We start from the raw sequence: 25,497 nt of genomic DNA on the forward strand, positions 1-25,497 counted from the left end.
GGCACGGGCCGGGACCGACTACCCTCGCGCCCGTGACCTCTCCCGACCTCACCCCCGGCCGCCGGCTGCTCGTCATGGACGTGGACTCCACGCTCATCACGGGCGAGGTGGTCGAGATGCTCGCGGCCCGCGCCGGCTCCGAGGAGATGGTCACCGAGATCACCGAGCGTGCGATGCGCGGCGAGCTCGACTTCGCGGCGTCCCTGCACGAGCGGGTCGCGACGCTCGCCGGTCTGCCCGTCTCGGTGTTCGACGACGTCCTGGACGAGGTCGAGCTGTCACCGGGTGCCGTCGAGCTGATCGCCGAGATGGCCGCGCGCGACTGGCCCGTCGGGCTGGTGTCGGGCGGCTTCATCGAGATCGTCGCCCCGCTCGCCGCGAGGCTGGGGATCACCCTGACCCACGCGAACCGCCTCGAAGTGCTCGACGGCCGCCTCACCGGGCGGGTCAGCGGTGACGTCGTCGACCGCGCGGCCAAGGCCGTGACCCTGCGCGACTACGCCGCCCGCGTCGGCCTGCCGATGACGCGCACGATCGCGATCGGCGACGGCGCGAACGACATCGACATGGTGACCGCCGCCGGCTTCGGCATCGCGTACAACGCCAAGCCGCTGCTCTGCGACGCCGCGGACGCCGTCGTGCGCGACCGGCTCGACGCGGTCCTGGAGCTCCCGGTCTTCCGGACCTGACGCTCCGGCCGTCGGTCCGGGTTCGCCCTACTCGGCGAGCGTCAGGTGCCGCAGGGTCGCGCCGCCGGTCCCGAGACCGGCCCAGCCGGTGTCCACCGTCAGCAGCGACCAGCTCGCCGTGGGCACGCCGACGCGCACGCGCGCCAGCGTCGTCGGGTCGGAGTGCGGACCCGCGAGGGCGGTCGCCAGGTGCGACATCGTCGGCTCGTGGCCGACGACCAGGAGCGTGCGCACCGCGTCGGGAACCCCCTGCACGACCTCCAGGACCTCGCTGACGCCCGCGTAGTAGATGCCCTCGTCGAACCGGACCTCCGGCGTCGCCCCCAGGGTCGACCGGGCCAGGTCCCAGGTCTGCCTCGTCCGCACGCTCGACGAGCAGAGCACGAGGTCCGGGACCATGCCGTCCGCAGCCAGCGCGGCGCCGACGCGACCGGCCTGGCGGCGCCCGACCAGCGAGAGGGGCCGCTGGATGTCCGCCATCCGCTCCGGATGCTCCGCCTTGGCATGGCGGAGCAGGACCAGGTTCCGGGTGGCGGGCTCGGGCGTCACCGGCTCAGCGTCCCATCATCGAACGCATCGGCGCACGCGTCGACGGTCACAGACCCATCGCGTGGACGCCGCCGTCGACGTGCACGATCTCGCCGGTGGTCGCCGGGAACCAGTCGGACAGCAGGGCGGCCACGGCGCGCGCGGTCGGCTCGGGGTCGCTGACGTCCCAGCCGAGCGGGGCACGGTCGGACCAGCCCTCCTCCATCGTGTTGAAGCCGGGGATCGACTTCGCGGCGGTGGTGCGGATCGGTCCGGCCGAGACGAGGTTGACGCGGATGCCCTCCGGGCCGAGGTCGCGAGCCAGGTAGCGGGCCGTCGACTCGAACGCGGCCTTGGCGACGCCCATCCAGTCGTAGACCGGCCAGGCGTAGCGCGCGTCGAACGTGAGCCCGACGACCGCGGAGCCGCGCGTCAGGAGCGGCTGCGTCGCCACGGCGAGCGACTTGAGCGAGTACGCGCTGACCTGCAGGGCCGTCGCGACGTCGTCCCACTCACCGGCCAGGAAGTTGCCGCCCATGACCGACTGCGGCGCGAAGCCGATGGAGTGCACGACACCGTCGAGGTGGTCGGCGTGCTCGCGGACGCGCGCCTCGAGCGCGGCGAGGTCCTCGGCGTTCGTCACGTCGAGCTGCAGCACCTCCGCGGGCTTGGGCAGGCGGCGGGAGATCACCTGCGTGAGGCGGAACTGGCGGCCGAACGAGGTCAGCAGCACCTCCGCTCCCTGCTCCTGCGCGAGGCGCGCCACGTGGAAGGCGATCGAGCCGTCCGTGAGGACGCCGGTGACCAGGAGTGTCTTGCCGTCGAGCAGACCCATGTGCGTTCCGTTCTCTAGTTCCGTACGAGCTCGTGAGTGGTCAGTGGCCCATGCCGAGGCCGCCGTCGACCGGGACGACCGCGCCCGAGATGTACGCGGCGGCGTCCGAGGCGAGGAACTCCACGACGCCGGCGACCTCGTCGGCCTGGGCGAACCGGCCCAGCGGGATGGAGTCGCGGTAGGCCTTCTGGCGCTCCTCGGGCAGCGCGCGCGTCATGTCCGTGTCGATGAAGCCCGGGGCGACGACGTTCGCGGTGATCGCGCGCCCGCCGAGCTCACGCGTGATGGAGCGTGCCATGCCGACCAGGGCCGACTTCGACGCCGCGTAGTTGACCTGGCCCGCCGAGCCGTAGAGGCCGACGACCGAGGAGATGAAGATGATGCGTCCGCGGCGCAGCCGGATCATGCCCTTGCTCGCACGGCGCGCGCAGCGGAACGAGCCGGTGAGGTTGACGTCGATGACCGCGTCGAACTCCTCGTCGGTCATCCGCATGAGCAGCTGGTCGCGGGTGACGCCGGCGTTCGCGACGAGCACCTCGACGGGACCGTGCGCGGCCTCGATCTCGGCGAACGCGGCATCGACGCTGGCCGTGTCCCGCACGTCGCCGACGACGCCGAGCACGCCCTCGGGCAGGTCACCGGACCGGTAGATGGTGGCGACCTTGTCGCCGTTCGCCACGAACCGCTCGGCGATGGCGCGGCCGATCCCCCGGTTCGCACCCGTCACGAGGACGCTGCGGGCGGATGTGGTCGTGTTGTCGGAAGTCTCAGGCACGGGACACGACGCTATCCGACGTCCGCCCCACGTCACGGCACCGCCCGCCCCCATGTTCGTCGGGCGGTGTTGTGGGACCTGCACAAGACGGGAGCCTGAGAAAGCCTCAGGCTGCCGCGGCGCCCGGGCGAGGCACCCCGGCAGGACCGGACTACGATCAGGTGGTGAGCAGCAACCGTCGTGGCCGCGACGCCCCCGAGGGCGAGGTGCACCGGATCACCACCGCCCCGGAGCCGTTGGCTGCGGACATGTCGCGGCGCCAGAGCCGCTATCTGATCCAGATGACCATCCGCGTGTTCGCGTTCCTGCTCGCCGTGCTCACCTGGAACCACATCCCGATGTGGGCCTCGCTCATCCTCATCGTCCTGGCGGTCGTGCTGCCCTACATCGCCGTCCTGTTCGCCAACGCGGGACGCGAGCGCGACGACGACGGCGCGGCCTACCTGGGCCCGCGCGAGATCGGCGGCGGCCCGGGCAGCGCGGGTGGGCTGGGGCCGGCGCCGACCAACGGCCGAGGTCCGGAGACGGACGCGTGAGCCTGCTGGGACCCGTCCCGGACGCGGTCGACGAGCTGATCTGCAGCGCCCGCGGCTGCCGCGCGACGGCGACGTGGGGACTGCTCTGGAACAACCCGAAGCTGCACACCCCGGAGCGCCGCAAGGTGTGGCTCGCGTGCGACGACCACCGCGAGCCGCTGTCGCAGTTCCTCGGGGTCCGTGACTTCCTGCGCGACGTCGTGCCCGCGTCGACGCTCGAACGGGTCGACGCGACATGAGCCCCGCGGCCCGCCGCGCCGCCGGGCTCGTGGTCGTCGCTCTGGTGGTCGCCGTCGCCTGCACGTTCCTCGGCCGCTGGCAGTGGAACCGGCACGTGTGGCGCGACCACGCGATCGCGGTCGTCGAGGCCAACGAGAAGGCCGACCCGGTCCCGCTCGACGAGGTCCTGCCGACCACCGACACCCCCCTGGCGCCGCAGGACGTGTGGCGCCAGGTCGAGGTGGTCGGGCACTACGAGCCGGACGCGACCGTCCTGCTGCGCAACCGTCCCGTGGGCGGCAACGCCGTCTACCACGTGCTCGTCCCGTTCGCCGTCGAGGACGCGTCCGTCGGCACCGCCTCGGAGCCCACCCAGGCCGGCTCCCTGCTCGTCGTGGACCGCGGCTGGGTGGCCACCGGCGAGACGTCCGCCGCCGAGGTGGACCCGCCCGCACCGCCGGCCGGCACCGTGACCGTGACCGTCAAGCTGCGCGAGAGCGAGCCGGCGTCGACCCGCKCGGCGCCGGCGGGCCAGGTCCAGGCGATCGCGGTGGGCCAGGTCCTCGCCGAGAGCGACCTGGCCGGTGCGCCGACGTTCGAGGCGTACGGCGGCCTCACGGCGGAGTCCCCCGCCCCCGCGACCGTCCTCGGTCCGCTGCCCGCCCCGAGCAAGGACCCGGGGTCGCACCTGTCGTACGCGTTCCAGTGGTGGCTCTTCGCCATCGGTGGCCTGGTCGCGTTCCTGTCCATGGCGCGCCGGGAGCTGCTCGAGGCACGGTACGAGGACGCCCCGCCGCTGGAGGAGGAGCCGTCGGCACCGCAGGGCGACGGTCCGGTGCTCTGGCCGACCCGCGACGACCCGCGGCCCGCACGGCGGCGCCCCGCACCGCGGCGCTCCGCGCTCGACCCCGACGTGCCGCACCGCCGAGGCGGCCGCGACGAGGACGCCGAGGACGCGTTGATCGACGCGCAGCTCGCCGCGTCCGACCAGCGCTCCACCGACTGACCCCGCTCGCCACGGTCACGCTCCCACGGCACCGTCGAACGCAAGAAGTGCCAATTTTCCGGCCTATCGCAACGAAACTTGCAGTCGATTATCGTCCTCTTGCACCGATGTGTCCGGATCGCTACGGTCTACCGAATCGGTCATACAGCCGATGACAAACAGCACGGACCAAGCGCTCTCCACGGACGCGTGGAGTCTGCGAGGCAGCGTCGCCTCCGCCCCGACCCGAGCCCTCACTCGGTGACCTCACCCCCGCGCCAACGACGGCCGAGGGTCGACCGGCGGTGTTCAGACCCGCGTTTCCCACCCTGTCGAGAGTGAGCTCCCATGTTCGCCATGCGAACCCATCGAGGACGACGCCATGTCGCGGTCCTCGCGGCCGGTGCGACAGTCGTCGCAGCCGGCCTCGTCGCCGTCACCGGGACGGCCGCGTCCGCGGCTGCCACCGGCGGCGTCGGCGCGACCCTGCCGTACGTCGAGGTGCAGGCGGAGAACGCCAGCACGAACGGGACGATCATCGGCCCGTCGGCGGAGTACAACACGCTGCCCGGCGAGGCCTCCTACCGCAAGGCCGTCACGCTGAGCGGGCAGGGCAAGTACGTCGAGTTCACGACGCCGACGGCGACCAACTCGATCGTCTTCCGCTACAGCATCCCGGACTCCTCGAACGGCGCCGCGTACACCGCGCCGATCTCGCTCTACGTCAACGGGGCCAAGCAGGCGAACTTCACGCTCACCAACGCCTACAGCCACTTCTACTCGAGCTACCCGTTCTCCAACCAGCCGAGCAACAACCACCACCACTTCTACGACGAGGTGAACCGGCTGTTCGGCCAGACGTACCCGGCCGGCACCACGTTCCGGCTGCAGGTCGACGCCGACTCCTCGGCCTCGTCGTACACGATCGACTTCGCCGACTTCGAGAACGTGGCCGCGCCCCTGACGCAGCCCGCCGGGTCGGTCTCGATCACGACCTTCGGCGCGGACCCGACCGGGGTCGCCGACTCCACGAACGCGATGAAGCAGGCCATCACGGCGGCCGGCGCGGGCGGGACGGTCTGGATCCCCGCGGGCACCTTCAAGATCATCGACCACATCATCGTGAACAACGTCACGATCAAGGGCGCCGGCATGTGGCACTCGAGGACCACGGGCGACCGGATCGGGTTCTACGGCAACTACGCGCCGAACCCGAGCACGAACGTCCACCTCGCCGACTTCTCGATCTTCGGGAACGTGCAGGAGCGCAACGACGCCGACCAGGTCAACGGCATCGGCGGCGCCATGACCAACTCGACGGTCGACCGCGTGTGGATCGAGCACACCAAGGTCGGCGCGTGGATGGACGGACCGTTCGACAACCTCGTGATGACCGGGCTGCGGCTGCGCAACTTCAACGCGGACGGCGTGAACTTCCACAACGGCGTGACGAACTCCCGGGTCACCAACAGCGACGTCCGCAACGCGGGCGACGACGGCCTGGCCACGTGGGCCGAGCAGAACGCCGACGTGAACAACTCGTTCGACCACAACACGGTCCAGTACCCGATCCTGGCCAACGGCATCGCGATCTACGGCGGCCACGACAACGTCGTCTCCGACAACCGCGTGATCGACGCGGGCCTGTCCCAGGGCGGCGGCATCCACGTCGGGCAGCGGTTCGCGTCGACGAGGCTCGGCCGCACGGACGTCCTGCGCAACACGATCATCCGCTCGGGCAACGTCGACCCGAACTGGCAGTTCGGCGTCGGCGCCCTGTGGTTCGACGCGCGCGACGGCACCATGTCGGGCCTGACCAACGTCGACAACCTGCTGATCCAGCAGAGCCCGTACGAGGCGATCCAGTTCGTCTCGGGCTCCAACATCAGCAACGTCAAGATCAACAACGCGACCATCCAGAACACCGGCACGTTCGTCGTGCAGGAGCAGGTGGCGGGCGCCGCGACGATCACCAACAGCACCGCGACCGGCACGCAGGGCCCGTCGTCGATCTACGCCTGCAGCAACCAGTTCACGCTCACCGACGGTGGCGGGAACTCCGGCATCTTCGGCACGCCCTACTGCGGCCCGTGGCCCACCCCGACGCTCCCGCCCTACCTCCCGGACAACATCTCCGGGATCAGCGTGAGCCCGGCGGCCGTGAGCTTCGGGTCGGTCGCCACCGGGGCGACGAGCGCGGCCCAGGCCGTCTCCGTCACCAACACCGGCACCTCGTCGGCGACCGTGGGCACGATCGCGGTCACCGGTGACTTCAGCCAGACGAACACCTGCGGCGCCTCCCTGGCCGCCGGTGCGTCGTGCACGGTCTCGGTGAAGTTCTCGCCGACCGTCGCGGGCGCCCGCTCGGGCAACCTGTCCGTGACCGCGGCCGGCAGCACCACGGCCGTCCCGCTGTCCGGCACCGGCGTCGCACCGGGTCCGATCCTGTCCGCCAACCCGGCCACGCTCACGTTCGGCAGCACCGTCGTCGGCGCGACGAGCGCGACCCAGGTCGTGACGGTCGCGAACTCGGGCACCACCGCGGCGAGCGTCTCGGGCGTGGCCGTCACCGGCGACTACACGCAGACGAACACCTGCGCGTCCGTGGCCGTCGGCGGCTCGTGCACGGTGACGGTGGCGTTCAAGCCGACCGCCTCGGGCACCCGCACCGGCACGCTGACCGTGACGTCCAACGCCAACAACAGCCCGACCACGGTCGCGCTGTCGGGTGCGGCGGTCGGCACGGACACCAACATCGCGCAGGGCAAGACCGCGAGCGCGAGCAGCGAGACCAACAGCACGCAGTCGGCGGCCAAGGCCGTCGACGGAGACGCGAGCACCTACTGGGAGAGCGTCAACGGCGCGTTCCCGCAGTGGCTCCAGGTCGACCTCGGCGCTGCGACAAGCATCGGCAAGGTCACGCTCAAGCTGCCGCCGGCAACGGCGTGGGCGACGCGTACGCAGACGCTCTCGGTGCAGACCAGCACCAACGGCACCTCGTTCAGCACGGTCACGTCCGGGACCTACACGTTCAACCCGGCCGACGCGACGCCGAACACGGCGGCGATCACGATCCCGGCGACGAGCGCCCGGTACGTGCGCGTGAACATCACGGCCAACTCGGGCTGGCCCGCGGGTCAGGTCTCCGAGCTGCAGGTGTTCCCGAGCGGGACGGTCACCCCGTCCGCCGTGCTCGCGACCAACCCCGGCTCGCTCTCGTTCGCCGGCCAGACGGTCGGCACGACGAGCGCGGTCCAGACCGTGACGGTCAGCAACACGGGAACCGCCGCAGCGGCGATCTCCGGCGTCACGGCGGGCGGCGACTTCTCGCAGACGAACACCTGCGGGACCTCGCTCGCCGCCGGGGCCTCGTGCGCCGTCTCGGTGCGGTTCGCACCGACCGCGACGGGCAACCGCACGGGCACGCTCACGGTCACCAGCAACGCGACCAACAGCCCGACCACGGTCGCGCTCAGCGGCACCGGCACGTCCGTCGCGACGGCGTCGCTCTCGGCGAGCCCGTCGTCGCTGACGTTCGGCTCGACCACGGTCGGCGCAGCCAGCGCCGCCCAGAACGTGACGATCACGAACACGGGCGGGGCCGCGGCTGCGGTCTCGGGCGTCTCGGCGACCGGCGACTTCTCGCAGACGAACACCTGCGGGAGCTCGATCGGCGCGGGCGCGACCTGCACGGTCGCCGTCACGTTCCAGCCGACGGCCACCGGTGCGCGCACCGGCTCGGTCACGGTGAACAGCAACGCCGCCAACAGCCCGACGACCGTGGCCCTCACCGGCACGGGCGCGGGGACAGCGACCGGCAACCTGGCGCTGAACAAGCCCACCAGCGAGTCGTCACACAACGACGTCTACCCGTCGGGCAACGTCACAGACGGCAACGCGAGCACCTACTGGGAGAGCGCCAACAACGCGTTCCCGCAATGGGTGCAGGTGGACCTCGGATCGGCGCAGTCGATCAGCAAGGTCACCCTGAAGATCCCGCCGACCTGGGGCGCCCGCAACGAGACGGTGTCCATCCAGGGCAGCACGAACGGCTCGACCTGGACGACCCTGTCGCCGTCCGCGGTCGCGCAGTTCCTGCCGGGCAGCGGCAACTCCGCCGACGTGACCTTCGCGGCCACGTCCCAGCGGTACGTGCGGGTCAACGTGACCGCCAACTCGAGCTGGCCGGCCGGCCAGCTCTCCGAGGTCGAGGTCTACGGTCCCGGCGGCACGGGGACGGCCACGCTGGCCGCCTCCCCCACCAGCCTGGCCTTCGGCAGCACGACGGTCGGCGCGACGAGCGCCGCCCAGACGGTGACGATCACCAACACGGGCGGTGCCTCGGCCAACGTCTCGGGCGTCACGCTCAACGGCGACTTCGCCCGGACGACCACCTGCGGCGCCACCCTGGCCGCCGGTGCGTCGTGCACGGCGAGCGTGTCGTTCAGCCCGACGGCGACCGGTTCACGCACCGGCACGCTGACCGTCGCCAGCAACGCGAGCAACCCGTCCGTGACGGTGGCGCTCACCGGCACGGGCACGGCGCCCACCTCGGCGACCCTGGCCGCCAACCCGACGAGCCTGACGTTCGCCGGCACCACGGTCGGGTCGTCGTCGGCCACGCAGACCGTGACCGTCGCGAACACCGGCACGGCCGCGGCCTCCCTGAGCGGGGTCTCGGTCAGCGGCGACTACACGAACACGACCACCTGCGGCGCGACGCTGGCCGCCGGTGCCTCGTGCACCGTCACCGTGACGTTCCGACCGACCGCGACGGGCACCCGCACGGGCACCCTGACGGTCGCGAGCAACGCCACCAACCCGACGCTGGCCGTCGCGCTCTCCGGGACGGGCAACCCCGCCTCGACGGCGACGATCACCGCCAACCCGACGAGCCTGGCCTACGGCGCCACCGCCGTGGGCTCGTCCAGCGCCACCCAGAGCGTGACGTTCACCAACACCGGCGGCGCCTCGGCGACGATCACCGGGGTGACCGCGAGCGGTGACTTCAGCCGGACCACCACCTGCGGCACCACGCTCGGCGCGGGCAGCACCTGCACGGCGACGGTCACCTTCACGCCGACGGCGGCGGGCACCCGGACGGGCAGCCTGACGTTCTCCAGCACCGCGACGAACAGCACGCTCACCGTGCCGCTGTCCGGCACGGGCGGCACCAGCACCGCGACGGACCAGGCGGCCGGCAAGACGATGACCTCGTCGTCCGACACGTTCACGTTCGTCGCGGCGAACGCGAACGACGGCAACCTCGCCACCTACTGGGAGGGTGCGGTCCCGTCCTGGCTGAACGTGGCCATGCGGGCGAACGTCAACGTCTCGTCGGTCGTCGTCAGGCTCAACCCCGACCCGGCCTGGGGCACGCGCACCCAGACCTTCTCCATCGAGGGCCGGGACCAGGCGGGCGGCGCCTACACGACCATCAAGGCGTCGGCGACGTACACCTTCACGCAGGGCAACAACGTCGTCACGATCCCGGTGAGCGCCACGGCGGCGGACGTCCGCCTGTCGTTCACCAACAACTCCGGCGCGTCCGGCGGCCAGGTGGCCGAGCTCCAGGTGCTGGGCGTCCCCGCCCCGAACCCGGACCTCGCGGTCAGCAACGTCGCCTCCAGCCCGGCGAGCCCGATCGAGACCGACTCGGTCACGCTCAGCGCGAAGGTCACCAACATCGGCACGGCGACGGCCGCGGCGAGCACGGTGAGCTTCTACCTCGGCACGACGAAGGTGGGCACGGCGAACGTCGCCTCGCTCGCCGCCGGCGCCTCGGCGACGGTCTCGTTCAACGCCGGCCCGCAGACGGCCGGGACCTACGCCACGTCGGCGGTGGTCGACGAGGGGAACGCGATCGTCGAGCAGAGCGAGGCGAACAACAGCGCGAGCGGCCCGGCACTGACCGTGGCGGCCGTGCAGAGCGCCGACCTCGTCGCGACGACCGCGTGGTCGCCCGGCTCGCCCTCGGGCGGGCAGACCGTCACCTTCACGACGACGGTCAAGAACCAGGGCAACCAGCCGTCGAGCGCCGCGGCGCACGGCGTGACGGTGACGATCAAGGACCAGACGGGTGCCGTCGTCAAGACGCTCACCCCGACGGCTCCCTCGGGCGTCATCGCGGCCGGGGCGAGCGTCAACGTCACGGCCGGCACCTGGACCGCGGTCAACGGCAAGTACACGGTGACCACCACGGTCGCCGCGGACTCTGCCGAACTCGCGGTCAAGCAGGCCAACAACACCGCGGTCCAGCAGCTCTCGGCCGGCCGTGGCGCATCGATGCCGTACGACTCCTACGAGGCGGAGGACGGCACGCTCGCGGGCGGGGCGACCACGGTCGGACCCAACCGCACGATCGGCGACCTCGCGGGCGAGGCGTCCGGCCGCAAGGCCGTCCGCCTGAACGGCACCGGCAAGGCGGTGTCCTGGACCACGCGAGCGGCGACCAACACGATCGACGTGCGCTTCTCGATCCCGGACGGCACCACGACGACGCTCGGGGTGTTCAACGGCTCGACCCAGGTGGGCACGGTCAACCTGGTGTCCAAGTACGCGTGGCTGTACGGGGCCGAGGCCTCGCCGCAGAACTCGGGCACCGGCCCGCGGCACATCTACGACGAGGCGAACGTGGTCCTGTCCACGACCGTCCCGGCGGGTGCCTCGCTCTCGGTGCGCAACACCACCGGCGCGGACATCACGGTCGACTTCGTCCAGCTCGAGCTGGCGACGCCGATCGCGAACCCTGACCCGACGCACCTCGTGACGGTCAGCGGCCTCGACCAGTCGGCGATCCAGGCGGCCCTCAACACGGCCAACCAGAGCGCCACGGCCACCGGCATCTACATGCCGGCGGGCGACTACCAGGTGTCGCAGAAGTTCCAGATCGGCCAGAAGCCGCTGCAGGTCGTCGGTGCCGGGCCGTGGTTCACGCGGCTCTACGCGCCGCAGGGCCAGGAGAACACCGACGTCGGCTTCACGCCCAACGGGGCCGGTGCCACGGGTTCGCAGTTCCGGAACTTCGCGGTCTTCGGCAACACCACCAGCCGGACCGACGGGTCCGGTCAGGTGTTCGGGCTGACGAACGTCACCAACATCACGATCGACAACGTGTGGGTCGCCCACACGGTCGTGATGGTCTGGGGTCAGAACGTGGACAGCTCGACGTTCACGAACAACCGGATCGACGACACGTTCGCCGACGGCATCACGCTGGCGAACGACAGCTCGGGCAACGTGCTGCGCAACATCGCGGCACACGCCACGGGTGACGACAGCTTCGCGCTGTTCAACGCCCAGGACGTGCACGCCGGGACGGTCTCGAACAACCTGTACGAGAACCTCACGGCGATCCTCACGTGGCGTGCCGCAGGCTTCGCGATCTACGGCGGCACGGCGAACACGTTCCGCAACCTGTACGCCGCGGACATGCTCACCTACCCGGGCGTGACGATCTCGTCGATCAACTTCGGCATCCCGTTCGTGGGCTTCAGCGGGACGACGACGTTCGACAACATCTCGATCGTCCGGTCGGGTGGTCACTTCTGGGGCCAGCAGGTCTTCCCGGCCCTCTGGCTCAACTCCGGTGACGGTGCGTTCACCGGCATCCGCGTCAGCAACGTCGACATCGTCGATCCCACCTACGACGGGATCATGTTCCAGACGAAGTACGTCGGGTCGAGCGCGACCAACCCGGTCGCCGACACCGTGCTGACCAACATCACCGTCGACCGGGCGAACGAGCCCCGGCCGGACGGCAGCAACGTCGACGCAACCGCGTCGTCGTTCAACCTCACGGGCCGCGCCGGGAACGCGGTCTGGTGCAACGCCCTCCCGGAGCCCGGTCAGGGGCCCGCGATCGGCGCGGTGACGTTCACCAACCTGGTGATGACGAACAACTCGCACGACATCGTCAACACCTGCCCGAACTTCACCATCACGAGGAACTAGCGCCGGACGCGAACGGCCGGTGCCCCGTCGCGGGGCGCCGGCCGTTCGTCATGTCCGGGTCAGGCCAGGGCGATGAGGTCCAGGTACGACGGGTTCCACAGGTCCTCGTCGCCGTCGGGCAGCAGCAGGACGCGCTCGGGGTCGAGCGCGGCGACGGCGCCCTCGTCGTGCGAGACCAGGACGACCGCGCCGGAGTAGCCGCGCAGGGCCGCGAGGATCTCCTCGCGGGAGGCAGGGTCCAGGTTGTTCGTGGGCTCGTCGAGGAGCAGGACGTTGGCCGACGAGACGACGAGGGCCGCGAGCGCGAGGCGGGTCTTCTCGCCACCGGACAGGACGCGGGCGGGCTTGTCGGCGTCGTCGCCCGAGAACAGGAAGGAGCCGAGGACCCCACGGACCTGGGTCTCGGTCAGGTCCGGCGCCGCGGACTTGAGGTTCTCGACGACGGTCCGCTCGAGGTCGAGGGTCTCGTGCTCCTGGGCGTAGTAGCCGAGCTTGAGGCCGTGCCCCGCCCGGACCTCACCGGTGTCCGACTGCTCGACGCCGCCGAGGATCCGCAGCAGCGTCGTCTTCCCGGCGCCGTTGAGGCCGAGGACGACGACCTTGCTCCCGCGGTCGATCGCCAGGTCGACGCCGGTGAAGACCTCCTGCGAGCCGTAGGTCTTGGACAGGTCGGCGGCCGTGAGCGGGGTCTTGCCGCAGGCGGCGGGCTCGGGGAACCGCAGGTGCGCGACCTTGTCGGACGCGCGCACGGCCTCCAGGCCCGACAGCAGCCGCTCGGCCCGGCGCGCCATGTTCTGCGCGGCGACGGTCTTGGTGGCCTTGGCGCGCATCTTGTCGGCCTGCGCCATGAGCGTCGAGGCCTTCTTCTCGGCGTTGGCGCGCTCGCGGCGGCGGCGCTTCTCGTCCGTCTCGCGCTGCTGCAGGTACGCGTCCCAGCCGAGGGCGTACTGGTCGAGCTGGGAACGGTTCGCGTCCAGGTGGAACACCTTGTTCACCACGGCGCGCAGCAGGTCGGCGTCGTGCGAGATGACGATGAGACCGCCCGAGTACCCCTTGAGGTAGTCGCGCAGCCACATGATCGAGTCGGCGTCGAGGTGGTTGGTCGGCTCGTCGAGGAGCAGGGTCTCCACGCCCGAGAACAGGATGCGCGCGAGCTCGACCCGGCGGCGCTGACCACCGGAGAGCGTCCCGATCGTCTGGCTCAGCACGCGCTCGTCCAGGCCGAGGTTCGACGCGATCCGGTGCGCCTCGCTCTCGGCGGCGTACCCTCCGGCCGCGCTGAACCGCGCGTCCAGGCGCGTGTACCTGTCCATCGCCTTCTCGCGGACCGCGTCGTCCTCGCTGGCCATCGCGGTCTCGGTGGCGCGCAGCGAGCGCACGATCTCGTCGAGACCGCGGGCGCTGAGCACGCGGTCCATGGCGAGCTGCTCGAGGTCGCCCGTGCGGGGGTCCTGCGGCAGGTAGCCGACGTCGCCGGAGCGGACGATCTGGCCGCCCGTCGGCTGCGTCTCGCCCGCGAGGGTCTTGGTGAGGGTGGTCTTGCCGGCACCGTTGCGCCCGACCAGACCGATCCGGTCGCCGGCCGCGATGCGGAACGACGACTCCTCGAGCAGCACACGTGCGCCGATGCGCAGCTCGACAGCCTGGGCGGTGATCACTTGACGGTTTCCTCCGATTTCGCCGTGCGGCTCTTGGTCGCCGGCACAAACGCCAGCAAGTCTACGTGCGGCTAGCGTTGTCGCCGGTCGCTGAGTCGCAGGACACAGCCGTCACCGCGGGCTCTCCCGCCACCCATCGACGACGATCAAGGGGTTAGCCATGGCCAACACACCTGACAACGCCGTACCCGCACTCACCGATGCCGCGCCGCTGGCCGTCCCGGTCGCCCGTTCCTCAGCCGCCACCGACGTCGCGCTCATCGCGAGCTTCGCCGCCTTCATCGCCGTCTGCGCGATCCTGCCGGGCATCCCGACGCCGTCGGGCGTGCCGATCACGCTGCAGACCTTCGGCGTCATCCTTGCCGGTCTCGTGCTCGGCTGGCGCCGCGGTGGGCTGGCCGTCCTGCTCTACCTCGCGCTCGGGCTGATCGGCCTGCCGATCTTCGCCGAGGGCACCGGCGGCGTCGCCGTGCTGAGCAAGCCGTCGGTCGGCTACCTGCTCGCGTTCCCGGTAGCCGCCGTCCTGGCCGGCCTGTTCGCCACCCTGGGCCTGCGCGCCGTCGACCGCGTCCGTCGGTACGCCGGGGTGTGGCGCTACGTCGCCCTGGTGGTCGCGGGACTCGCCGCGAGCTTCCTGAGCATCCACCCGGCCGGCATCGCCGGGCTCATGGGGGTCCTCGGGATCACGTTCCGCGAGGCGCTCGCGATCGACGTCGTCTACTGGCCCGGCGACGTCATCAAGAACCTCGCCGCGGCCGGTGTGGCGCTGGCGATCTTCCGCGCGTTCCCCGACATGCTGCGCAACCGCCGCTGACCGTGCCTGTCATCGCGCTCGACGAGGTCCAGGTCACCGCCTACAGCCCTGACCCGGCGGGCGGTGCGGACCGCATCGTGCGCCTGCTCGGACCGGTGACCCTGGAGCTCGTCGAGCGCCGCGTCGCGATCGTCGGCGCCAACGGCTCCGGCAAGTCGACCCTCGCGCGACTGCTCAACGGCCTCGTCCTGCCCTCGTCGGGCACCGTCCGGGTGGACGGCCTCGACACGGCGCGGGACGGGGCCGCCGTGCGTCGCCGGGTGGGGTTCATGTTCACCGACCCGGACGCGCAGCTGGTCATGCCGACCCCCGTCGAGGACGTCGCACTCTCGCTGCGGCGGCTCCCGCTGGACGCGGCCGCCCGCGACGTGGCCGCCCGGCAGGCGCTCGCGCGGTTCGGCCTGGCGGACCGTGCCGAGGTCCCGGTCCACTCGCTGTCGGGTGGCCAGCGCCAGCTGCTCGCCCTCGCGTCGGTGCTCGCCACCGAGCCCGAGATCCTCGTGTGCGACGAGCCGACCACGCTGCTCGACCTGCGGTGGCGCCGCGTCGTCGACGAGCTGCTCGCAGGACTCGACCAGCAGGTCGTCGTCGTCACGCACGACCTCGACGCCGCGCTGCAGGCGGACCGGGTGCTGGTGGTCGAGGAGGGCGAGGTCGCGTTCGACGGCGAGCCCGCCGCTGCGGTCCGGTTCTACCGGGAGCTCATGACGGTGGGCCACCCGTGAGCGGCCCCCTGCGCCCGCCCTGGACCGGACCCCTCGGTCTCTACCACCCGGGTACGAGCGTGCTGCACCGTGCTCCCGCCGGCCTCAAGCTGCTCCTGCTCGCCCTGTTCGCGCTCGCGGTCGTCCTCGCGCACGGCCCGGTATCGGCGCTCGTCGCGCTGGGCGTCGCGCTGCTCCTGCAGGTCGTCTCCCGCGTCCCCTGGCACCGGACCACCCGCGGTCTGGTGCCCACGCTCGTGATCGCCGCGATGATCGGCGCGTACCAGTGGTGGGCCCGGGGCTGGGCGACGGCGATCGAGGTCGCGGTCGACCTCGTCGCGCTCGTGCTCGTCGGCACACTGCTCACGGCGACCACCCGCGCCGACACGCTGCTGGACGTGCTCGCGCGGATGGCGCGGCCCCTGCGGCACGTGGGCCTGTCCCCCGAGCTGTTCGGGCTCACCGTCGGCCTGTTCCTGCGGACCATCCCCGTCCTGGTGCGCACGACGTCGGAGACACGCGACGCGGCCCGGGCCCGCGGCCTGGAGCGCAACCCCCGGGCGGTGCTGGTGCCCGCGGCCGTGCGGATGGTCGCCCACGCCCGCGCCACCGGCGACGCGCTCGCCGCACGAGGTCTGGGCGAGGACTGATCGGCCGCCCCACCTGCGATAACGTCGTCGTAGATTCCTGCCCAGAACGAGCAGACCGGAGCGAGTCGGATGAGCGAGCCCACGGAACCGTCCCCCGAGACACCCCCGCCGTACGGCACGCCGCCGCAGGGGCAGTACCCGCCGCCGCCCGCCCCGTACGGCCAGCCGGGTGCGAACCCGCCGCCGCCCTACGCGCAGGGCCAGTACCCGCCCCCGCCGTACGGGCAGCCGGGGTACCCGCCGCCGGGCCTGTACCCCTACGACCCTCAGGCGAAGTCGAAGGTCGTCGCGGGCCTGCTCGGCATCTTCCTGGGCGGGTTCGGCATCCACCGCTTCTACCTGGGGTACACCGGCATCGGGCTGACCATGCTGCTGGTCGGCGTCGTCGGCGGGATCGTCACGTTCGGGATCCTGTGGGTCGTGGTGTGGGTCTGGGGCTTCATCGAGGGGATCCTCTACCTCGTCGGCTCGCCCGGGTCGTCCTGGGCGCACGACTCGACCGGCCGCCCGCTGCGCAGCTGAGGAGCGGTCCGCCGCTCCGGCCGCTACGTTGCGAGCATGACGTTCCAGGAGGGTGGCAACTTCGACGCGGGCCGCGTCCGCAAGCGCGGTCCCGGCAAGGGCGGCATCGCCGTCGGTGGTGGGATCGGCGGGATCGCGGTGGTCGCGCTCGTCCTGATCCTGCAGGCCACGGGCAACAGCGAGCTCGCCAACGTCGTGAACCAGGTGGCCGGCGGTGCCGGTGGCGGTGGTCAGCAGGCCGAGAGCACCCTCGAGGCGTGCACCGCGGCCGAGGCGAACACCGACCGCGAGTGCCGGCTCGAGGGGACGATCGAGTCGCTCGACGTCTACTGGGCGGCCGCCGTGCCGAACCAGTTCACCCAGCCCGGGGTCACCTCGTTCTCGCAGTCCGTGAGCACCGGCTGCGGCAACGCCTCCAGCGCGAGCGGCCCGTTCTACTGCCCGCCCGACAAGACGATCTACCTCGACGTGAGCTTCTACGACGACCTCGAGTCGCAGCTGGGCGCGCAGGACGGCCCGCTGGCCGAGATGTACGTGACCGCCCACGAGTACGGCCACCACATCCAGACGATCACCGGCGTGATGGACCAGGCGGACCGGCAGGGCACCGGCGCGGACTCCGACTCGGTGCGCACCGAGCTGCAGGCCGACTGCTACGCGGGCATGTGGGTGGGCGACGCGACCGAGACGCTCGACCCCGACACCGGCAAGCCGTTCCTGAACCCGATCACGCAGGAGCAGCTGCAGAACGCGCTGAACGCCGCCGCCGCGGTCGGCGACGACCACATCCAGAAGCGGGGCGGCGGGGACGTGAACCCCGACGCGTTCACGCACGGTACGAGCGAGCAGCGCGAGCGCTGGTTCACAACCGGCTACGAGCAGGGCACCCTGGAGGCGTGCGACACGTTCGCCGCCGACACCCTGTGAGGCTCCGATGGACGACTACGACGTCCGGGCGCTGACCCCGGACACCTGGGACGCGTTCGCGCGGCTCGCCGAGAAGCACAACGGTGTCTGGGGCGGGTGCTGGTGCACGTACTTCCACCCGAGCCTCCCCGACCGGGCACCGGGTGCCGAGGGCAGTCGCCTGATGAAGCACCAGCTGGTCGTCGAGGGGCGGGCGCACGCTGCGCTCGTCTTCGACGGCGACGCGGCGGTCGCCTGGGCCGAGTACGGGACCCCCGGCGAGCTCCCGAACGTCCAGCACCGCAAGGACTACCTCGCCGGGCTCGAGCGCGMGCCCGACTTCCGGATCACCTGCTTCTTCGTCGACCGGGACTACCGGCGACGAGGGGTGTCCCGCATCGCCCTGCAGGGCGCGCTCGACCTCATCGCCGCGGCGGGCGGCGGCATCGTCGAGGCCTACCCCCACGACACCGGCGGCGCGAAGAAGTCGGCGTCCTTCCTCTACAACGGCACGCGCACGCTCTTCGAGGAGGCCGGCTTCGCGTACCAACGGCCCAAGGGCAAGGGCAACTGCGTGATGGTCACGACCGTCTGACTCACGCCTGCCCGACGATGTCGACCGAGATCTCCACCGCCGGGACGGTTCCCCGGTTCTCGAGCCAGTGGACCGTGCCCCGGTCCTCCGCCCAGCCCGGTCCCGGACCGTAGTCCGTCGACGTGCCGTCCCGATGGTCGGTGACCGTTCCCTCGAGCACGTAGACCATGCCCGGCCGGCCCACGTGGTCGTGCACGGGACCGAACACCCCTCCGGGCGCGATCGTCACCTTCCGCATCCGGAGCCGGCGTCCCTCCATGCCCGGGAGCTCGGGGCCGAGGTCGACGGAGGCCAGCTCCTCGACCTCGATCCCCCGGGTCGGCGGGGGCAGCTGGTCGTCGGGCATCGGGCTGCCTCCAGGAGTCCGGGTCGCTCGTCAGATGTTGAAGCCGAGCGCCCGCATCTGCTCGCGCCCGTCGGGCGTGATCTTCTCGGGGCCCCACGGCGGCATCCAGACCCAGTTGATGCGGAAGCCGTCGACGATGCCGTCGAGCGCGGTCGCGGACTGGTCCTCGATGACGTCGGTCAGCGGGCAGGCCGCGGACGTGAGGGTCATGTCGATGATCGCCGTGTTCGTCTGGTCGATGACGACGCCGTAGATCAGGCCGAGGTCGACGACGTTGATGCCGAGCTCGGGGTCGATGACGTCGCGCAGGGCTTCCTCGACGTCGGCCACTGTGGTGGGAGATGGCTGGATGGTCATGAGTCCTCCGTGGGACGGGCGCCGGTCTTGATGAGTGCGTCGGTCAGCGCGGACCAGCCGAGCAGCGCGCACTTGATGCGGGCGGGGTACTTGGCCACCCCGGTGAAGGCGGTCGCGTCGCCGAGGGAGTCCTCGGCGGACTCGTCGTCCAGGCCGTTGCCGCGGGCCGACATCAGCTCGCGGAAGGTGCCGCCGATCTGGTCGACCGTGGCGAGGTCGTTGCCGACGACCAGGTCGTGCAGGACCGAGACCGAAGCCTGCGAGATGCTGCAGCCCTGGCCCTCCCAGCGGACGTCGCGCACGATGCCGTCCTCGAGGTCGACCTGGAGGGTGACCTCGTCGCCGCACGTCGGGTTGACCTGGTGCGACTCACCGACATGGGCACCGGCGAGCCCGAGGCCGCGGCCGTGGGGGAACTTGGCGTGGTCGAGGATGACCTGCTGGTACAGCTGCTCCATCGAGGAACTCATGACACCTCCAGACCGAAGAACGCCCGGACCCCCGCCAGTGCTTCCCGGAAGACGTCGATCTCGTCGTCCGTCGTGTAGACGGCGGCGCTGGCCCGCGACGTCGACGCTACGCCGAACCGGCGGTGCAGGGGCTGGGCGCAGTGGTGACCCACCCGCACGGCCACGCCGGCGTCGTCGAGCACCTGGCCCACGTCGTGGGCGTGCACGCCGTCGACGACGAACGAGACGGTCGCCAGGCGGTCGCGGGTGTCGGTCGGACCGATCACGCGCACGCCCGGCACCGAGGCGACCGCATCGAGCAGCAGCCCGGCCAGGTGGTGCTCGTGCGCGGCGACCGCGTCCATGCCCAGCTCACCGAGGTAGGACGCCGCGGCGCCCATCCCGATCGCCTGCGACACCATCTGCGTGCCGGCCTCGAACCGCTGCGGCGGCGGCGCGTAGGTGGTCTTCTCCATGGTCACGACCTCGACCATCGAGCCGCCGGTGGTGACCGGGGGCATCGCCTCGAGCAGCTCGCGCCGGCCGTAGAGCGCGCCGACGCCCGTGGGTCCGAGCATCTTGTGCCCGGAGAACGCGGCGAAGTCGACGCCCAGCGCCGTGAGGTCCACGGGCAGGTGCGGAACGGACTGGCACGCGTCGAGCACCGTCAGGGCCCCGACCTCACGGGCCTTGGCGACGAACGGGGCGACCGGCGTGATCGCACCGGTCACGTTCGAGGCGTGCGTGAAGGCGATGACCTTGGTCCGCGACGTCACGACCGTGTCGAGCTCGTCGACCCGGATGCGCCCGTCGTCGTCGACCCCGATCCACTTCAGCGTCGCGCCCGTGCGGGCCGCGAGCTCCTGCCACGGGACGAGGTTCGCGTGGTGCTCGGCCTCCGTCACGACGATCTCGTCGCCGGGACCGAGGGCGAGCCGGCGGGCCGCCTCTCCCCCGCGTCCCAACGACGCGTTGGACATCGCGTACGCGACCAGATTGATCCCCGCGGTCGCGTTCGACGTCCAGACCAACGACCCCGGCGAGACGCCGACGAACGACGCGACGCGGTTCCGCGCGTCCTCGAACGCCTCGGTGGCTTCCTCCGCCAGCTGGTGCGCGCCGCGGTGCACGGCGGCGTTGCGCTGGATGTAGAAGTCCTGCTCGGCGTCGAGCACGACCTCGGGCTTCTGCGAGGTGGCGCCCGAGTCGAGGTACACCAGCGGGCGACCGCCGCGCAGCGTCCGCGCGAGCAGCGGGAAGTCCGCGCGCACGGCGGCCAGCTCGGACGCGGCGAGCGTCCGGGCCGGGACCTCGAGGGTGCTGGTCATCGTCTCGGCTTCCTCAGAGAACGGTCGCGGTCGACAGGAAGCGGTCGTAGCCCTCGTTCTCGAGGCGGTCGGCCAGCTCGGGCCCGCCCTCCTCGGCGACCTTGCCGTCGACGAAGACGTGCACGAAGTCGGGCGTGATGTAGCGCAGGATCCGCGTGTAGTGCGTGATCAGCAGGACACCGACGTCCGGGTTCTCCTTCACGCGGTTCACGCCCTCGGAGACGACGCGCAGCGCGTCGACGTCGAGGCCGGAGTCGGTCTCGTCGAGGATCGCGAACTTCGGCTTGAGAAGCTCCATCTGCAGGATCTCGTGGCGCTTCTTCTCGCCACCGGAGAACCCCTCGTTGACGGAGCGCTCGGCGAACGCCGGGTCCATGCGCAGGTCGTCCATCGCCTTGCGCACGTCCTTGACCCAGGTGCGCAGCGGCGGCGCCTGGCCGTCGATCGCGGTCTTGGCGGTGCGCAGGAAGTTGGACACGCTGACGCCGGGCACCTCGACCGGGTACTGCATGGCGAGGAAGAGGCCGGCGCGGGCGCGGGCGTCGACCGACAGCGCGAGGACGTCCTCGCCGTCGAGCGTCACGGTTCCGCTGGTGACGTGGTACTTCGGGTGGCCGGCGAGCGAGTAGGCCAGCGTCGACTTGCCGGAGCCGTTCGGGCCCATGATGGCGTGCGTCTCGCCGCTGGCGACGGTCAGGTCGACGCCGCGCAGGATGGCCTTCGGGCCCTCCTTCGTCTCGACGCTGACGTGCAGGTCGCGGATCTCCAGGGTGGACATGCGGTGTTCCTTCGATTCGGGGCTGGGGCAGGCAGTTAAAGAGGTGAATCGACGTCGACCAGCACGCGCTGGCCGTCGACGGTCACGGGGTAGACAGGGACGGCGCGCACGGCGGGCGGGCCGGTGGGCTTGCCGGTGCGCAGGTCGAAGCGGGAGCCGTGGAGCCAGCACTCGATCGTGCAGCCCTCCACCTCCCCGTCCGACAGCGAGACGGCACCGTGGGAGCAGATGTCGGAGATGGCGTGCAGCTCGCCGTCCTCGTCACGCACCAGCGCGACCTCGACGGGACCGCGCTCGCCCTCGAGCTCGACTCGGAACGTGCCCTCGACGGGCACGTCCTCGTCGTAGCAGGCCAGCTGGGCGCTCATGCACCCTCCGTCGTCAGGCCCACCTCGGAACCCTCGACGTGGGCGTCGGACGTGCCGTCCAGGACGCTCATCGACTTCTCGAGCTCGCGCTCGATCGCCCCGAGGAGGCGCTCCTCGATGGAGGCCACGCCGATCTCGTGGATGAGCTCCGCGAAGAAGCCGCGGACGACGAGGCGACGCGCGTCGGTCTCGGGGATGCCGCGGGCGCGCAGGTAGAACAGCTGCTCGTCGTCGAACCGGCCGGTCGCGCTGGCGTGGCCGGCGCCCTCGATGAGACCGGTCTCGATCTCGAGGTTCGGCACCGAGTCGGCGCGGGCGCCGTCGGACAGGACCAGGTTGCGGTTGAGCTCGTACGTGTCGGTGCCCTCGGCGGCCGCCCGGATGAGCACGTCGCCGACCCAGACCGTGTGCGCGCCCTCGCCCTGCAGCGCGCCCTTGTAGGTCACGCGCGAGACGCAGTTGGGAACCGCGTGGTCGACGAAGAGACGCTGCTCCTGGTGCTGGCCGGCGTCGGCGAAGTACAGGCCGAGCATCTTGACGTTCGCGCCCTCGCCGACGAACTCGGCGTCCGGCGTGATGCGCACGACGTCGCCGCCGAGCGTGACCGCGATGTGCTTGACCGTGGCGTCGCGGCCGATGCGCAGCCGGTGGCTCGTGGCGTGCACGGAACCGTCGGCCCAGTCGTGCACGGAGACGACGGTCAGGTGCGCACCCTCGTCGGCGACGATCTCGACCGTCTCGGTGAGCGCGGCGTGCCCGACGTGGTCGATGACGACGACGGCCTGCGACAGCGCCTCGGCGTGCACGAGCAGGTGCGTGGCGCTCGGCTCGAGCGCCTGGGAGCCACCTTCGACGCCCTCGACCCGGATGGACGTCACCTCGGAGGCGACGGCCTCCTTGGGGATCGTCACGACGGTCGCCCGCGGGTAGGAGGCCCACGCGACGGCGGCGGTCCGGTCCCCGGGCTCGCCGGCGGTGCCCAGGCGGGCGTCGCCGCGGTCCACGATCTCGACCGTCACCTCGGGCGCCTCGACGACCGTCGTCAGCACGCCGTGGCCCGTCAGGACGCCGTCGGTCGCTCCGGCGAACAGCGGCGCGAGCCGGTCGATCGGCGAGAAGCGCCACTCCTCCTCGCGCCCGTTGGGCACGGGGAAGTCGGCGACGTCGAACGACGTCGGCCGCGACGCGCGGGAGGACTCGGGGGTCCCGCCGACGCCGTGGGTGTGGCTCCCGTCGGCGACCGCCTTCGAATGATCGGTCGACAGGGAGTCTGTTGCGGTCGTCATCAGCCGACGGCCCCTTCCATCTGCAGCTCGATGAGGCGGTTCAGCTCGAGGGCGTACTCCATCGGCAGCTCGCGCGCGATGGGCTCGACGAACCCGCGCACGATCATGGCCATGGCCTCGGTCTCGGGCATGCCTCGGGACATCAGGTAGAACAGCTGGTCCTCGCTCACGCGCGACACGGTCGCCTCGTGGCCCATCGACACGTCGTCCTCGCGGACGTCGACGTACGGATAGGTGTCGGACCGGGAGATCTGGTCGACCAGCAATGCGTCGCAGAGCACGTTCGACGCGGAGTGGTGGGCGCCCTCGAGCACCTGCACCAGACCGCGGTACGACGTGCGGCCACCGCCGCGCGCGACCGACTTGGAGACGATCGAGCTCGAGGTGTACGGCGCGGCGTGCACCATCTTGGCGCCCGCGTCCTGGTGCTGGCCGGCACCGGCGAACGCGATCGACAGGGTCTCGCCGCGGGCGTGCTCGCCCATGAGGTAGATGGCCGGGTACTTCATGGTCACCTTGGAGCCGATGTTGCCGTCGACCCACTCCATGGTGGCGCCCTCGGCCGCGGTCGCCCGCTTGGTGACCAGGTTGTACACGTTGTTCGACCAGTTCTGGATGGTCGTGTACCGCACGCGGGCGTTCTTCTTGACGATGATCTCGACGACCGCGGAGTGCAGCGAGTCGCTCGAGTACACCGGCGCGGTACAACCCTCGACGTAGTGCACGTACGAGCCCTCGTCGGCGATGATCAGCGTCCGCTCGAACTGGCCCATGTTCTCCGTGTTGATGCGGAAGTAGGCCTGCAGCGGGATCTCGACGTGCACGCCCGGCGGGACGTAGACGAACGAGCCGCCCGACCAGACGGCCGTGTTGAGCGACGCGAACTTGTTGTCCCCGGGCGGGATGACCGAGCCGAAGTACTGCTCGAAGATCTCCGGGTGCTCGCGCAGCGCGGTGTCGGTGTCGAGGAAGATGACGCCCTGCTCCTCGAGCGACTCCTGGATCTGGTGGTAGACGACCTCGGACTCGTACTGCGCGGCGACGCCGGCGACGAGGCGCTGCTTCTCGGCCTCCGGGATGCCCAGGCGGTCGTAGGTGCTCTTGATGTCGTCGGGCAGGTCCTCCCAGCTGGTGGCCTGCTTCTCGGTGGAGCGCACGAAGTACTTGATGTTGTCGAAGTCGATGCCCGACAGGTCCGAGCCCCACCAGGGCATGGGCTTCTTGTCGAACAGGCGCAGCGACTTCAGGCGCGTCTTGAGCATCCACTCGGGCTCGTTCTTGAGCGCGGAGATCTCCCGCACCTTCGCCTCGGAGAGGCCACGCGTGGCCACCGAGCCGGCGGTGTCGGCGTCGTGCCAGCCGTAGTTGTAGTTCCCGATGGAGGCGATGGCCTCGTCCTGGGTCATCTGCGGCGCAGCGGCGGCAGACGAGCTGTCGGTCTGTGCACTCATGCTGGGTGTCCTTCCACGGAGAGCACGGTCTGGTGGGGGGCTGAGATCGAGACGGGTATGTGGGTGGTGCAGACGTGACCGCCGCCGGCCAGCGTCGCGAGGCGCTGCACGTGCACGCCGAGCATCCGGGAGAACGCCCGGGCCTCGGCCTCGCACAGCTGGGGGAACTCGTGGGCGACGTCCTGCACGGGGCAGTGCCCCTGGCAGAGCTGCATCGCGGTGCCACCCGGTGCCGGTCGGGCGGAGGCGGCGTACCCGTCGGCGGCAAGGCCGTCGGCGAGGGCACGGACTCGTGCGGCGACGTCGTCGCCGGCCGCCTGGACGGCGGCGCCGTGACGCTCCTCGAGCTCGCGGACGCGCAGCTCGGCGAAGCCCTGCACGGCCTGCGGCCCGGCGGTCTCGGCGAGGAAGCGCAGCGCCTGCGTCGCCAGGTCGGAGTAGCGGTGCGAGAGCGCCGCCTGACCGTGCGCCGTGACGACGTAGCGGCGGGCGGGACGACCGCGACCCTTCGGTGCCGAACCCGAGCCGGACTCGTGCACCGCGACCTGGTCACTGTCCTCGAGCACGCCCAGGTGCCGGCGGATGCCGGCCGGTGCGAGGTCGAGCTGAGCGGCGAGCTCGGCCGCCGAGACGGGGCCCGTGGACGCGATCAGCTGGAGGACCCGCTGGCGCGTCCCGGCGTCCGAGGTGTCCGTGTGCTCGACGGGCAGCATCGCGCTCATGACACCTCCTCAGGACGGTTCGGCGCACTCGTGGGAGTGCGCC

General features: G+C 71.3%; 24 protein-coding genes. 11 read left to right on the top strand and 13 right to left on the bottom strand.

The features are described 5' to 3' along the window. Positions 1-32: 32 nt before the first annotated feature. Complete coding sequence (gene serB, locus AC1DUE_RS09900; RefSeq protein WP_477039229.1) at positions 33-689, top strand: phosphoserine phosphatase SerB; 657 nt, start codon at positions 33-35, stop codon at positions 687-689. Positions 690-716: 27 nt separating this feature from the next. Here the strand turns inward: serB and AC1DUE_RS09905 are convergent, their stop codons facing one another. The 3 genes from AC1DUE_RS09905 to fabG are packed head-to-tail and all read right to left on the bottom strand — an operon-like array spanning position 717 to position 2,827. Beyond that, entirely contained in the window at positions 717-1,238 is a 522-nt protein-coding gene (locus tag AC1DUE_RS09905; RefSeq protein ID WP_477039230.1) for a SixA phosphatase family protein, read from the bottom strand. A 46-nt stretch (positions 1,239-1,284) separates the two neighbouring features. Next, complete coding sequence (fabI, locus tag AC1DUE_RS09910; protein WP_477039231.1) at positions 1,285-2,052, bottom strand: enoyl-ACP reductase FabI; 768 nt, start codon at positions 2,050-2,052, stop codon at positions 1,285-1,287. Between the two features lie 40 nt (positions 2,053-2,092). Next, positions 2,093-2,827, bottom strand: a complete 735-nt coding sequence (fabG, locus tag AC1DUE_RS09915; protein WP_477039232.1) for a 3-oxoacyl-ACP reductase FabG — start codon at positions 2,825-2,827, stop codon at positions 2,093-2,095. 164 nt (positions 2,828-2,991) lie between these two features. Here fabG and AC1DUE_RS09920 point away from each other — a divergent pair, with 164 nt between their 5' ends. From AC1DUE_RS09920 to AC1DUE_RS09935, 4 genes are all read left to right on the top strand, one after another. Then, positions 2,992-3,363, top strand: a complete 372-nt coding sequence (locus tag AC1DUE_RS09920) for a DUF3099 domain-containing protein (RefSeq protein WP_477039233.1) — start codon at positions 2,992-2,994, stop codon at positions 3,361-3,363. Continuing rightward, positions 3,360-3,602, top strand: coding sequence for a hypothetical protein (locus tag AC1DUE_RS09925; protein ID WP_477039234.1), 243 nt, complete (start codon positions 3,360-3,362; stop codon positions 3,600-3,602). The genes AC1DUE_RS09920 and AC1DUE_RS09925 overlap by 4 nt, the downstream gene beginning before the upstream one ends. Then, entirely contained in the window at positions 3,599-4,588 is a 990-nt protein-coding gene (locus AC1DUE_RS09930; protein ID WP_477039235.1) for an SURF1 family cytochrome oxidase biogenesis protein, read from the top strand. The genes AC1DUE_RS09925 and AC1DUE_RS09930 overlap by 4 nt, the downstream gene beginning before the upstream one ends. 327 nt (positions 4,589-4,915) lie before the next feature. Further along, the gene (locus AC1DUE_RS09935; RefSeq protein ID WP_477039236.1) at positions 4,916-12,520 is read left to right on the top strand and encodes a choice-of-anchor D domain-containing protein; all 7,605 of its coding nucleotides are present in this window, start codon (positions 4,916-4,918) and stop codon (positions 12,518-12,520) included. A 59-nt stretch (positions 12,521-12,579) separates the two neighbouring features. Here AC1DUE_RS09935 and abc-f read toward each other — a convergent pair whose 3' ends face one another. Further along, positions 12,580-14,178: a ribosomal protection-like ABC-F family protein gene (gene abc-f, locus AC1DUE_RS09940; RefSeq protein WP_477039237.1), complete on the bottom strand. Its 1,599-nt coding sequence runs from the start codon at positions 14,176-14,178 to the stop codon at positions 12,580-12,582. A 160-nt stretch (positions 14,179-14,338) separates the two neighbouring features. Here abc-f and AC1DUE_RS09945 point away from each other — a divergent pair, with 160 nt between their 5' ends. From AC1DUE_RS09945 to AC1DUE_RS09970, 6 genes are all read left to right on the top strand, one after another. Beyond that, positions 14,339-14,992 carry a biotin transporter BioY gene (locus AC1DUE_RS09945; protein ID WP_477039238.1) on the top strand — a complete coding sequence of 218 codons (654 nt, stop codon included), beginning with the start codon at positions 14,339-14,341 and terminating at the stop codon, positions 14,990-14,992. Between the two features lie 2 nt (positions 14,993-14,994). Continuing rightward, complete coding sequence (locus AC1DUE_RS09950) at positions 14,995-15,717, top strand: energy-coupling factor ABC transporter ATP-binding protein (protein ID WP_477039239.1); 723 nt, start codon at positions 14,995-14,997, stop codon at positions 15,715-15,717. Beyond that, positions 15,714-16,346 carry a CbiQ family ECF transporter T component gene (locus AC1DUE_RS09955; RefSeq protein WP_477039240.1) on the top strand — a complete coding sequence of 211 codons (633 nt, stop codon included), beginning with the start codon at positions 15,714-15,716 and terminating at the stop codon, positions 16,344-16,346. Before AC1DUE_RS09950 ends, AC1DUE_RS09955 begins: the two co-directional genes overlap by 4 nt. Positions 16,347-16,415: 69 nt before the next feature. Continuing rightward, positions 16,416-16,868, top strand: coding sequence for a TM2 domain-containing protein (locus AC1DUE_RS09960; protein WP_477039241.1), 453 nt, complete (start codon positions 16,416-16,418; stop codon positions 16,866-16,868). A gap of 36 nt (positions 16,869-16,904) precedes the next feature. Continuing rightward, positions 16,905-17,795, top strand: coding sequence for a KPN_02809 family neutral zinc metallopeptidase (ypfJ, locus tag AC1DUE_RS09965; RefSeq protein WP_477039242.1), 891 nt, complete (start codon positions 16,905-16,907; stop codon positions 17,793-17,795). A gap of 7 nt (positions 17,796-17,802) precedes the next feature. Beyond that, complete coding sequence (locus tag AC1DUE_RS09970) at positions 17,803-18,369, top strand: GNAT family N-acetyltransferase (protein WP_477039243.1); 567 nt, start codon at positions 17,803-17,805, stop codon at positions 18,367-18,369. Position 18,370: 1 nt separating this feature from the next. On the opposite strand, the gene AC1DUE_RS09975 is transcribed toward AC1DUE_RS09970, so the two are convergent. The 9 genes from AC1DUE_RS09975 to AC1DUE_RS10015 are packed head-to-tail and all read right to left on the bottom strand — an operon-like array spanning position 18,371 to position 25,454. Then, positions 18,371-18,715, bottom strand: coding sequence for a cupin domain-containing protein (locus AC1DUE_RS09975; RefSeq protein WP_477039244.1), 345 nt, complete (start codon positions 18,713-18,715; stop codon positions 18,371-18,373). 30 nt (positions 18,716-18,745) lie between these two features. After that, on the bottom strand, positions 18,746-19,072 hold the full coding sequence (locus AC1DUE_RS09980) for a metal-sulfur cluster assembly factor (protein ID WP_477039245.1): 327 nt from the start codon (positions 19,070-19,072) through the stop codon (positions 18,746-18,748). Continuing rightward, the gene (sufU, locus tag AC1DUE_RS09985) at positions 19,069-19,542 is read right to left on the bottom strand and encodes a Fe-S cluster assembly sulfur transfer protein SufU (protein WP_477039246.1); all 474 of its coding nucleotides are present in this window, start codon (positions 19,540-19,542) and stop codon (positions 19,069-19,071) included. Before sufU ends, AC1DUE_RS09980 begins: the two co-directional genes overlap by 4 nt. After that, positions 19,539-20,849: a cysteine desulfurase gene (locus tag AC1DUE_RS09990; protein WP_477039247.1), complete on the bottom strand. Its 1,311-nt coding sequence runs from the start codon at positions 20,847-20,849 to the stop codon at positions 19,539-19,541. The genes sufU and AC1DUE_RS09990 overlap by 4 nt, the downstream gene beginning before the upstream one ends. A gap of 13 nt (positions 20,850-20,862) precedes the next feature. Continuing rightward, positions 20,863-21,627, bottom strand: a complete 765-nt coding sequence (gene sufC, locus AC1DUE_RS09995; protein WP_477039248.1) for a Fe-S cluster assembly ATPase SufC — start codon at positions 21,625-21,627, stop codon at positions 20,863-20,865. Positions 21,628-21,662: 35 nt separating this feature from the next. Then, complete coding sequence (locus AC1DUE_RS10000) at positions 21,663-21,995, bottom strand: non-heme iron oxygenase ferredoxin subunit (RefSeq protein WP_477039249.1); 333 nt, start codon at positions 21,993-21,995, stop codon at positions 21,663-21,665. Further along, positions 21,992-23,281 (bottom strand): Fe-S cluster assembly protein SufD, encoded by a 1,290-nt coding sequence (sufD, locus tag AC1DUE_RS10005; RefSeq protein WP_477039250.1) that lies wholly within the window; start codon positions 23,279-23,281, stop codon positions 21,992-21,994. The genes AC1DUE_RS10000 and sufD overlap by 4 nt, the downstream gene beginning before the upstream one ends. Further along, on the bottom strand, positions 23,281-24,732 hold the full coding sequence (gene sufB / locus AC1DUE_RS10010) for a Fe-S cluster assembly protein SufB (RefSeq protein WP_477039251.1): 1,452 nt from the start codon (positions 24,730-24,732) through the stop codon (positions 23,281-23,283). Before sufB ends, sufD begins: the two co-directional genes overlap by 1 nt. Continuing rightward, positions 24,729-25,454 carry a helix-turn-helix transcriptional regulator gene (locus AC1DUE_RS10015; RefSeq protein ID WP_477039252.1) on the bottom strand — a complete coding sequence of 242 codons (726 nt, stop codon included), beginning with the start codon at positions 25,452-25,454 and terminating at the stop codon, positions 24,729-24,731. Before AC1DUE_RS10015 ends, sufB begins: the two co-directional genes overlap by 4 nt. Positions 25,455-25,497: the final 43 nt, after the last annotated feature.

This window comes from Cellulomonas sp. P4_A2, from assembly GCF_056402515.1.